Origin of the sequence: Pedobacter segetis (assembly GCF_016623585.1) — a bacterium.
GTDB lineage: Bacteria > Bacteroidota > Bacteroidia > Sphingobacteriales > Sphingobacteriaceae > Pseudopedobacter > Pseudopedobacter segetis.
The window spans coordinates 129580-139929 of the sequence record NZ_JAEHFY010000013.1; the positions used below are offsets into that span (position 1 = coordinate 129580).

Consider the following 10350-nt stretch of genomic DNA (forward strand, 5'->3'; position numbering starts at 1 on the left):
AAGCGACTAAATCACTAGATCTGCAAAAAATACCCGGCCTAAAAAAGTTGTTTTAAGCTAAAAGAAAAACCTCAACATTTTATTCCCCTTATCTATGGTAAATTTTTAAGATTAAATTAGGAGAGAGTTTTATACCTGCCAAATGTTTCCAATTTCATGTACTGAAGCATCATTTTAAACAAATATTCTTCAAAAGGAATTAAAACTACTAATTTAACATCGTAAAACCAATCCACTATTTTAAATGAAATTTCAAATCGAATCTTTAGAAGAATATACCTCAGCCTATCAAAAAAGTGTAGAAGATCCAGAAGCTTTTTGGGGAGAAATTGCCGAGAATTTTCAATGGAAGAAGAAATGGGACAAAGTATTAGAATGGGATTTTAAAGGGCCTAACGTTAAGTGGTTTAAAGGTGCCAAGCTTAACATTACAGAAAACTGTTTAGATCGCCATTTGAAAGATAAAGCAGATACACCCGCAATAATCTGGGAAGCAAATGACCCATCAGAACATCATCGGGTCTTAACCTATAAACAACTGCATCAAAAAGTTTGTCTTTTTTCTAGCGTTTTAAAAAATAATGGGGTAAAAAAGGGCGACAGGGTTTGTATTTATATGCCCATGGTGCCAGAATTGGCCATAGCGGTTTTGGCTTGTGCAAGGATCGGTGCAATACATTCGGTGGTTTTTGGTGGTTTTTCTGCACAATCAATAGCCGATAGGATCAATGATGCACAGTGCGAAATGGTTATAACCGCTGATGGTGGTTTTAGGGGCGCAAAAGACATCCCATTAAAAAATGTAATCGATGATGCCCTCGTTCAATGTGCTTCGGTAAAAACTGTTATCGTTTTAACAAGAACAAGAACACCAGTTTCCATGATCAAAGGAAGGGATAAATGGTGGGAAGATGAAATTAAAAAAGTAGAAACCTTAGGTTTAACGGATTGCCCAGCAGAAGAAATGGATGCAGAAGATGAGCTGTTCATTTTATATACGTCGGGCTCAACCGGGAAACCGAAAGGGGTTGTGCATACCACGGCGGGTTATATGGTTTATGCTGCCTATACTTTCCAAAATGTATTCCAATATCAACCAGAAGATGTTTATTTCTGTACGGCAGATATAGGTTGGATAACCGGCCATTCTTATATTATTTACGGCCCGTTGGCACAAGGAGCCACAACTTTAATGTTTGAAGGTGTGCCAACCTACCCAGATGCCGGCAGGTTTTGGGATATTGTAGATAAATTTAAAGTGAATGTTTTATACACCGCACCAACTGCCATACGCTCTTTAATGCAATCTGGTTTAGATTACGTAAAAGATAAAGACCTTTCTTCTTTAAAGGTATTAGGTTCTGTTGGCGAGCCCATAAACGAGGAAGCTTGGAATTGGTATAATGAGCATATCGGCAAAAATAAATGCCCAATTGTAGATACTTGGTGGCAAACAGAAACAGGCGGAATAATGATTTCCCCATTGGCCGGGATTACCAAAACAAAACCTTGTTTTGCAACTTTGCCATTGCCGGGAGTTCAGTTGATGTTGGTTGATGAAAAAGGAGATGAAATAAAAGGGAACGGCGTTTCTGGAAATTTATGTATTACTTTCCCTTGGCCCGGAACGCTAAGAACTACCTACGGGGATCACGAACGTTGCCGACAAACCTATTTTGCCGCTTATGAGAACAAGTATTTTACTGGCGATGGTTGCCTAAGGGACGAAGACGGATATTATAGAATAACAGGCAGGGTAGATGATGTAATCAATGTATCTGGCCATAGAATTGGTACAGCAGAGGTAGAAAACGCTATTAATATGTTTACCGATGTGGTAGAATCTGCGGTGGTTGGTTATCCGCATGAGATTAAAGGGCAAGGAATTTATGCCTATGTAATCTTGAATGAGGAGGCGGAAGACGAGGAACTCACACGTAAAGATATATCTATGACGGTAAGCAGGATTATTGGTGCAATTGCAAAACCCGAGAAAATACAGTTTGTTAAAGGATTGCCAAAAACCCGTTCTGGTAAAATAATGCGTAGGATCTTAAGGAAAATTGCAGAGGGCGATGTTTCTAATTTAGGCGATACATCAACATTGCTAGATCCAAATGTAGTTGAGGATATTAAAAACAACAAGCTTTAACTTTTCTCTGGCATGATGCTTGGTTTATGAAAGGTAATTAAAATAATTATTCATAAACCATTAAAAAACATTTATCATGGACAAATTAGAATTTAAAGGATCTTGGAACGAGGTTAAGGGAAAAGCAAAACAAGCTTATGCAGATTTAACCGACGACGATTTAACCTACGCAGAAGGACAAGAGGACGAAATGGTTGGGAAAGTGCAGAAAAAAACCGGTAAAACCAGAGATGAAGTAGTTGATTGGCTTAAAAGTTTATAATTTAAAACTTAATATTTTGAAACCCGCAAAAAAGCGGGTTTTTTTGTACAACTTTAAATCCGGATGTCGGTATTTACATATAAACAAAGAAACATATTGGTGCTATGTGCGCTGATATTTTTAGGAGCTGTAATTCTTTATAGTTTAAGGGAATTATTTAATGCCTTTTTAGGAGCTGTAATTCTTTATGTACTTTTTAAGCCAGTTTTCTTATACCTCAAAAGAAAGATAGGTAGGGTAGCGTCTTCTATTTCTATAATTATAGTCTCATTCGCCATCATCATTATCCCCTTCTTTTCTTTAAGTTACATGGTTGTTAGCAGGCTTGCCAAATTGCAAAAAGACCAGTTTATGGTAAAAGCAATGATTTCTAGGTTAGATGATTATGTAGGCCTAAAACTCAACCTACCCAATTTTATTGATAGGTATGTTTCTAAACTATCTACCTTCGTACAAGATTTGTTCCCATCGTTGCTAACGGGTACTTTAGGGATTTTCTTAACCATTACGGTAATGTATTTTGTGTTGTACTTTATGTTTGTACAATCAGAATCTTTTGAGAAAAGCCTATTAAAGTACGCACCTTTAAGGGAACACCATGCCCTTCAATTTGCAAAAGAACTAAGAAATACCACTTATTCAAATATATTGGGGCAAGGTTTTATAGCTTTTGTGCAAGGGTCTTTAGTAACAATGTCTTTCTTTATTGTTGGTTTTGATGATGCCATATTTTGGGGTGTGATCGGTTTTTTCTTATCATTTATGCCAGTTATTGGAGCCCCTGTGATCACATTGCCAGCATCTTTAATCCTTTTCTTAAATGGCAGTAATTGGCAGGGTTCTTTTATGTTGGTTTTTACGCTTTTGGTAATCATAAATATTGATAATGTGATCAGGTTTGTGATCAATAAGAAACTTGCCGATACACACCCGATAGTAACGGTAATTGGTGTAATCATAGGGCTTCCGTTATTCGGTTTCGTAGGTTTGGTTTTTGGCCCTCTATTATTGGTTTGGTTTATGCACCTCATCAACATCTATGAAAACGATAAAATAGCCGAGGAAAAGTTAGAACATCGTTTAGAGACCAAACAATAATTGTTTATATAAAGATCAATTTTTTTGGCAAGGTATTTTCTTATTGAAATGATATATTCTAATAGATCATTAAACTTAAATCAAAAAAAATGGAAAATAATTCAAAATCATTAGTTGCGTTAATGGCTGGTTTAGTTGCCGGAGCTGCTTTAGGAGTATTATTTGCGCCAGAAAAGGGTTCAGAAACAAGAGATAAACTATCAGAATCTTTAAAAAATTTAGGCGATAGCATTAAAGAAAAAGCCGCAGAGGAAATTGATAATCTAAGCGAATTCAAAGACAAAGTGGTAGATAAGATCAAAGCTAAGTTACAGGTTACAGAAGATGAGGCAGATGATCTAGAAAAAGAAGTTAAAAACGCATAACGATTAACTATGGAAAACAACGACCAAGATGGTATGACTGAGCTTTACAATAAAATAAAGGACTACGTTACAACTGTTATAGAACTTAATAAACTTAAGGTAATAAACAGTGTGGTAACGCAGGTTGGAAGCCTTGTTTCTATTGTTGTTTTTCTGATAGTTTGTCTTTTTTTTCTTGTGTTTTTAAGTATTGGGATTAGCGTTTACTTATGCCGAGTTTTAGATAGCGATTTTGCGGGCTATTTTATTGTTGCCTTATTTTATCTGATAGTTGCTTTGATGATCCTTATCGGAAGAAATAAAATCATAGCGTATCCTTTAGCTAATAAGTTGGTAAAAATTATTTTTGAAGATAAAAAAGATTGAGCATGGACATTAAAATACAGAACCTAAAAGATCTTAAAACCAGAATAGCTTATTTAGAAATAAAGAAATTAGAAGATGAGCTTTTTGTAAAGCAGAAATTTCAATCTATCAAAGAAACTTTGACCAGTCCGTTCAAATTCTTAAAAAGAATTGCGGCAATGGTTGGTATTTCGCATAGTACAGATAATACAACATCTAGAAGCCAAAAAGCAGACTGGGTAACTAACTTCGGGAGGGTTTTTTTACCTCTTTTTTTAAACAAAACCTTATTAAAGAATAGAGGGGTTTTGGTTAAATCTTTAGTTTCAATATTATCTCAAAGAACAATTAACGCTATGAGTTTTAACAAGAATGTTTTGGTAAATTGGATTGATAAGGCAACAGATCTAATTAACTCTACCAAGAAAAAAGTTAAGCTCCCAAAAAAAGAAATCGATTACGGAATACCTCCCGAGAGCGAGACTTACTGATAATGGGATAGTAACCAGAGATATTTAAACTTTAATACTTATGCCAATTGGGCAAAAAAGCAAAGCCTCAAAACTGATGAAATTTTGAGGCTTTGTTTAAAATGGTTTTAGAGGAAATTAATATTTCTTGTTCAGAAAATCTTGGTATGCAAGCTTAATCCCTTCTTTTAAATTCACTTTATGCCGCCAACCTTTGTTATGTATCTTGCTTACGTCCATTAGTTTGCGGGGAGTCCCATCGGGTTTGCTGCTATCAAAAACCAACTCTCCTTTAAAACCAATAATATCTTTTATCAATAAGGCCAAATCTTTAATGGTCATATCTTCGCCTGTCCCAATATTGATTAAATTTGGTTCGTCATAATTTTGCATCAAATAATAACAAGCATCGGCAAGGTCATCGGCAAACAAAAATTCCCTCATAGGGCTGCCACTTCCCCAAATGGTAACATTTGGCTCATTATTTTCCTTAGCTTCATGAAACTTCCTGATCAATGCAGGCAAAACATGGGAGTTTTGTGGATGATAGTTATCATTATAACCATATAAATTTGTGGGCATTGCCGATATAAAATTACAGCCATATTGCGCCCTGTAAGCATCGCACATTTTTATACCGGTGATTTTTGCAATGGCATAGGGTTCGTTAGTTTGCTCTAACAACCCCGTTAACAGATATTCTTCCTTTAAAGGCTGTGGCGCCATTTTAGGATATATGCAACTGGATCCCAAAAACATCAGCTTTTTTACCTTGTTTAAATAAGATTGATGGATAACGTTATTTTGGATCTGCAGGTTATCATATAAAAAATCTGCCCTGTATGTGTTGTTTGCAACAATACCTCCAACCTTGGCGGCAGCTAAAAAAACATAATCTGGTTTTTGATATTCAAAAAACTTTGCAACGGCAACTTGGTCCCTAAGGTCTAACTCTTTAGAAGTTTTTTTGATGATGGTTTGATAGCCCTCTTTTTCTAATTTCCTTACTATTGCAGATCCTACCATTCCGTTATGGCCGGCAACATAAATTTTTGAAGATTTTTCCAATGTATCGTTTTTTAATATCGCAAATATAAAACTCTAACCATAAAAACCCCATTTTAAATAAGTACCATAATAAATTGTAAATCTTATTTTTGTAAAAAAAAACAAAAGTGGCGAAAAGAAAATTACAACGATTCACAGAAATAGGGACTTTCAAAAATGTTAAGCAATTAGAACAGGGTAAGCAATATAAAGGTATATGGGCAAAAAGCTTTTTTGAAAACGATCATCCAATTGTGTTAGAGCTGGCTTGTGGCAAAGGAGAATATAGCGTTAATTTGGCCAAAAAGTATCCAAACAAAAATTTTATCGGGATTGATTATAAGGGAAATAGGCTATGGGTTGGTGCTAGAATGGCTTTAGATGAAAGAGTAGATAATGTTGGTTTTCTGCGGATCCAAATACAAAATATTATGGATTATTTTGAGGTTAATGAGATTGATGAAATCTGGATAACCTTCCCCGACCCCCAAGCCCAAAGCCCCCTAGAAAGAAAAAGGTTAACAAACCCCACTTTTTTAGATAAATACAAAACGGTTCTAAAAACTGGCGGTACCATCAATCTAAAAACCGATAACGATGGTTTTTTTGAATATACCTTAGAAAAAATCAAAGAACTAGGTTTAGAAACTTTAGCGATAACCAATGATATTTATAAAGATTATCCTCTCGATGAAATTTTATCAATTAAAACTCATTATGAAAGAATTTATTTGGATAAGGGAAAAAACATTAATTATGTAAGGTTCAAATTTAATGGATAGGGCATCATTTTATGAACAGGTTTACCAGGTTGTGGCGTTAATCCCCAAAGGGAGAGTAACCTCTTATGGCGCAATAGCCCAATATTTGGGTACTAAAAGTTCATCAAGAATGGTAGGCTATGCCATGAACGGAGCAGTAAATAATCATCCTAAGATCCCAGCTCATCGCGTTGTAAATAGAAACGGTTTATTAACCGGGAAATTCCATTTTGCTTACCCCGCCCAGATGGAAGAATTATTGGCTAAGGAGGGAATTAAGGTAACCAATGATCAAATCATCGATTTTAAAAAATATTATTGGGACCCAAACCTAGAATTGGATTTGAACAGATAAATCATTTATTCATCTTTCATGAGGTAAACCTCTGCTATTGGGCTAAAAAGATAAATTGCTCCAGATTTTACTTCTATGCACCTAAATCTTTTTCTGATCTTATTCATTTTTCTAAAAACTTTTCCGTTTTTCATTGCAAACCGATGGTTGTCGGGTACTTTATCAACATGGATTATGTTGGGGTCTTTTTTATCGTAACTGCTTAAAGCTCTAAATAAATCAATATCGCTGCAACTAGAGGCTGAAGGGTTTTCAAGATAATTTGTAATCACTTTTCTAATTTCTATGGGGAAAACCTCAAATTCAAAAAATGGTTGCATCATTCTTTTAAAATTGGTTTTCCATTCATTACCATGAGGCTTGGCTTTTTGCTCAAATTCTTTCCAAGTAACTAAATGGGCAAATTCGTGAACGGCCGTAACCAAAAAAGCATAAGGATTTAAGTTGTGGTTTACAGAGATTCTATGTCCTTTCCCATTTTGTGGCGGCCGATAATCCCCAAATTTTGTATTCCTGCTTTTAGAGATTTTAAACTCACAACGGTAAAAATCTATCCATTTGGCAATTAGATTTGCAGCCTCCGGAGGGATATATTTTGAAAGCACACTAATTTTTTGATCGATCATTAAAGAAGATTCAGTCTTTATCAAGGTGATTAAATTTCCAATCTTTACTAAAAGACTTAACGGCAACTTTAGGCAGTTTTCTTTGTCCGCCCCAAGTTTTTTTAAAAAACCTAGAAAGCATAAGATTTTTAAAACTGCCCCCAAATTGATCCATAAAACTCCTTTTTAACATTCCTTTCTTCCAAAAGTACCATCCTACTTTCTCTAATCTTGAATTCAAGTTCCTTTCAACAGAATCTCTTCTATTTAACAACAGCATTTTGTGGATATCAATTTTTACCGGACAAACCTCGCTACATTTTCCGCATAAGCTAGAGGCATAGCTCAAATGCTTAAATTCTTCCATCCCTTTTAAGTGAGGAGTAATGATAGAGCCAATTGGGCCGCTGTAAGTAGTATCATAAGTGTGGCCGCCTACGTTTTTATATATAGGGCAGCCGTTTAAGCAGGCTCCGCAACGTATGCAGTACAAGCCCTGTCTTTGTTCTTTTTGCGCCAATAGCTCAGTCCTTCCGTTATCTAATAAGATAACATACATTTCCTCTGGGCCATCGGTTTCATTTGCTTGTTTAGGGCCGTTAAGTACGGTGTTGTAAACTGTTAGATTTTGTCCGGTTCCGTGGGTAGAAAGCATGGGCCAAAATAAATCCAAATCTGTTAAAGAAGGGATCAATTTTTCTATCCCAACTATGGCGATATGTATTTTAGGGAAAGTAGTGCTTAGTCTAGCATTTCCTTCGTTCTCTGTAATGGCTATGCTACCGGTATCCGCAATCAAAAAATTTGCACCGGTAATGCCTACATCTGCTATTAGATACTTCTCGCGTAATAATTCTCTAGCTTTTAAAACCAATTGTTGCGGTGTCGAGTCAATTGGTGTCCCAAATTTCTCGTTAAAAAGTATGGCAATATCTTCTTTGCTGAGGTGCATTGCAGGCGTAACGATATGATAGGGTTTTTGACCTAATAATTGTACAATGTATTCTCCTAGGTCAGATTCAAGTGATTCAATCCCATTACTCTCTAAAAACTCATTCAAATGAATTTCTTCTGTAACCATAGATTTTGATTTGATAACACTTTTGGCATTTATTTTTTTAAGGATATTTAATATTTCTTTATTCGCTTCCTCAATGGTATTTGCCCACAAAACCTTACCACCTTTTTTCTGAAAATTACTTTCAAATTCAGGTAGAAGCTTGTCAAGGTTTTCCATTACTTTCCACTTAATTTGGTGCCCTCTCTTTTTTGCAAACTCTATATTTTCAAGTCTAAACAATCCTTTTTCTACAGCAATATCGTATTTACCTATGTTATGGTTAATAATTCCCCTATGTGGTAAATCAAAAGATTTTTGGGTAGAAATTTCTACAAACTTGTCAGACGTTTTAATCATGCTACAAATTTAATGTTTCTTTTATGTTTTCTTTCTTTCTTTTTTAACGCTAATGTTAAAAATTTCCATAACCAATCAAGCTTCTCCTTCGTATAATTGGATAATATCCCAAAGAGACACTCAATAGTAAATCTGAAGGTTATTAAACTTAAACGTAATTTTATTTAATTAAAAAAAGTTCATCAGAAAACATCAATCTATATTTTTAAACTTTAAAGTTATTAACATTTTTTAAGGATTATGTTGAAAACAGCTTTGAATTTCTATTGTAGAAATTAATAACCAAAATGTGGAAAATCGAAACCCAAATCACAGTTCAGTACTCAAAAAATTAAAATAAAACGCTCCTAAATAATATAATATGAAAAAATCGCTACTACTTCTATTTTTCTTATCCTCTTTAATGCTCGGGAAACTTTATGCCCAAGACGGTTTAAATGGATTTCAATATCAGGCCGTAATAAGGAAAGCTGATGGAAAGGAATTATCTAATCAAAAAATAAATGCAAGATTCACGATTTTGAGTGGTTCTTCAAATGGTGTAGAGGTTTATTCAGAAACTCAAAGATTAACTTCAAATCAATTTGGCCTTTTTTCACATATTATAGGAAGAGGTACACCACTTTCATCTATAAAATTAACAGATGTAGATTTTTCGGTTTCAAATTATTATTTAAAAGTCGAGTTAGACTTAAATAACGGTAGCAATTTTCAACCATTTGGTAGTTCAGAGCTTATTGCTGTTCCCTTTGCACTTTATGCTAAATCTAGCGGAAACAGCAGTTCTGGTGTAAAAGGACCTAAAGGAGATAAAGGAGACCAGGGAGATAAAGGACTTAAAGGCGATACTGGCCCACAAGGGTTACAAGGCGCAACGGGTTCAGCAGGAGCAAAAGGCGATACCGGGGCGACAGGTTTAGCAGGAGCGACAGGTGCCAAAGGCGATACCGGAGCAACAGGTTCAGCGGGCGCAACAGGAGCAACTGGTAATACAGGTTCAACCGGCGCAAAGGGCGATACGGGCGCAAAAGGAGATACAGGTTCAGCAGGAGCGACAGGTGCAAAAGGAGATACCGGAGCAAAAGGCGATACGGGTTCACAAGGAATCCAAGGCGTAACCGGTAACACGGGAGCAACTGGTGCAAAAGGAGATACAGGAGCAACAGGTTCAGCAGGTTCAACCGGCGCAAAGGGCGATACGGGCGAAAAAGGAGATACAGGTTCAGCAGGAGCGACAGGTGCAAAAGGCGATACGGGAGCAAAAGGCGATACGGGTTTACAAGGAGCAACCGGTAACACAGGAGCAACGGGTTCAGATGGAGCGACAGGTTCAAAAGGCGATACGGGAGCGACAGGTTCAGCAGGAGCAACAGGTTCAAAAGGAGATACAGGGGCGACAGGTTCAGATGGAGCAACGGGTGCAAAAGGCGATACCGGAGCAAAAGGAGATACGGGTTTACAAGGAGCAACCGG

The 10350-nt window shown here is 36.1% G+C and carries 11 protein-coding genes and 1 pseudogene; 9 read left to right on the forward strand and 3 right to left on the reverse strand.

All coding sequences use genetic code 11. The annotated features are described in order from the left end of the window. Positions 1-244 precede the first annotated feature (244 nt). From acs to I5M32_RS10650, 6 genes are all read left to right on the forward strand, one after another. Positions 245-2152, forward strand: coding sequence for an acetate--CoA ligase (gene acs / locus I5M32_RS10625; RefSeq protein WP_200586214.1), 1908 nt, complete (start codon positions 245-247; stop codon positions 2150-2152). A 76-nt stretch (positions 2153-2228) separates the two neighbouring features. Continuing rightward, positions 2229-2414: a CsbD family protein gene (locus tag I5M32_RS10630; protein ID WP_200586215.1), complete on the forward strand. Its 186-nt coding sequence runs from the start codon at positions 2229-2231 to the stop codon at positions 2412-2414. A gap of 63 nt (positions 2415-2477) precedes the next feature. After that, entirely contained in the window at positions 2478-3512 is a 1035-nt protein-coding gene (locus I5M32_RS10635; RefSeq protein WP_200586216.1) for an AI-2E family transporter, read from the forward strand. An 89-nt stretch (positions 3513-3601) separates the two neighbouring features. Beyond that, the gene (locus I5M32_RS10640) at positions 3602-3877 is read left to right on the forward strand and encodes a YtxH domain-containing protein (protein WP_200586217.1); all 276 of its coding nucleotides are present in this window, start codon (positions 3602-3604) and stop codon (positions 3875-3877) included. Positions 3878-3886: 9 nt separating this feature from the next. Further along, positions 3887-4243 carry a phage holin family protein gene (locus I5M32_RS10645; protein WP_200586218.1) on the forward strand — a complete coding sequence of 119 codons (357 nt, stop codon included), beginning with the start codon at positions 3887-3889 and terminating at the stop codon, positions 4241-4243. 2 nt (positions 4244-4245) lie between these two features. Continuing rightward, complete coding sequence (locus tag I5M32_RS10650; RefSeq protein WP_200586219.1) at positions 4246-4713, forward strand: hypothetical protein; 468 nt, start codon at positions 4246-4248, stop codon at positions 4711-4713. A 117-nt stretch (positions 4714-4830) separates the two neighbouring features. On the opposite strand, the gene fcl is transcribed toward I5M32_RS10650, so the two are convergent. Then, on the reverse strand, positions 4831-5760 hold the full coding sequence (gene fcl / locus I5M32_RS10655; RefSeq protein WP_200586220.1) for a GDP-L-fucose synthase: 930 nt from the start codon (positions 5758-5760) through the stop codon (positions 4831-4833). A gap of 107 nt (positions 5761-5867) precedes the next feature. On the opposite strand from fcl, the gene trmB reads away from it, so the two are divergent. Together trmB and I5M32_RS10665 are read left to right on the forward strand one after the other, a co-directional pair. Next, on the forward strand, positions 5868-6521 hold the full coding sequence (trmB, locus tag I5M32_RS10660; protein ID WP_200586221.1) for a tRNA (guanosine(46)-N7)-methyltransferase TrmB: 654 nt from the start codon (positions 5868-5870) through the stop codon (positions 6519-6521). Beyond that, positions 6514-6855 carry an MGMT family protein gene (locus I5M32_RS10665; RefSeq protein WP_200586222.1) on the forward strand — a complete coding sequence of 114 codons (342 nt, stop codon included), beginning with the start codon at positions 6514-6516 and terminating at the stop codon, positions 6853-6855. The genes trmB and I5M32_RS10665 overlap by 8 nt, the downstream gene beginning before the upstream one ends. A 5-nt stretch (positions 6856-6860) precedes the next feature. On the opposite strand, the gene I5M32_RS10670 is transcribed toward I5M32_RS10665, so the two are convergent. After that, positions 6861-7505, reverse strand: a complete 645-nt coding sequence (locus tag I5M32_RS10670; RefSeq protein WP_317193125.1) for a SprT-like domain-containing protein — start codon at positions 7503-7505, stop codon at positions 6861-6863. Next, positions 7492-8877: a LutB/LldF family L-lactate oxidation iron-sulfur protein gene (locus tag I5M32_RS10675; RefSeq protein WP_200586223.1), complete on the reverse strand. Its 1386-nt coding sequence runs from the start codon at positions 8875-8877 to the stop codon at positions 7492-7494. Before I5M32_RS10675 ends, I5M32_RS10670 begins: the two co-directional genes overlap by 14 nt. A gap of 361 nt (positions 8878-9238) precedes the next feature. Here I5M32_RS10675 and I5M32_RS16940 point away from each other — a divergent pair. Further along, a pseudogene (locus I5M32_RS16940) lies at positions 9239-10350 on the forward strand (hypothetical protein); the annotation flags it as partial.

Coding starts and splice junctions, on each gene's coding strand:
- acs (WP_200586214.1), top strand. CDS start 245: ATGAAATTTCAAATCGAATCTTTAGAAGAATATACCTCAGCCTATCAA.
- I5M32_RS10650 (WP_200586219.1), top strand. CDS start 4,246: ATGGACATTAAAATACAGAACCTAAAAGATCTTAAAACCAGAATAGCT.
- I5M32_RS10665 (WP_200586222.1), top strand. CDS start 6,514: ATGGATAGGGCATCATTTTATGAACAGGTTTACCAGGTTGTGGCGTTA.
- I5M32_RS10640 (WP_200586217.1), top strand. CDS start 3,602: ATGGAAAATAATTCAAAATCATTAGTTGCGTTAATGGCTGGTTTAGTT.
- I5M32_RS10635 (WP_200586216.1), top strand. CDS start 2,478: ATGTCGGTATTTACATATAAACAAAGAAACATATTGGTGCTATGTGCG.
- I5M32_RS10675 (WP_200586223.1), bottom strand. CDS start 8,877: ATGATTAAAACGTCTGACAAGTTTGTAGAAATTTCTACCCAAAAATCT.
- I5M32_RS10630 (WP_200586215.1), top strand. CDS start 2,229: ATGGACAAATTAGAATTTAAAGGATCTTGGAACGAGGTTAAGGGAAAA.
- I5M32_RS10645 (WP_200586218.1), top strand. CDS start 3,887: ATGGAAAACAACGACCAAGATGGTATGACTGAGCTTTACAATAAAATA.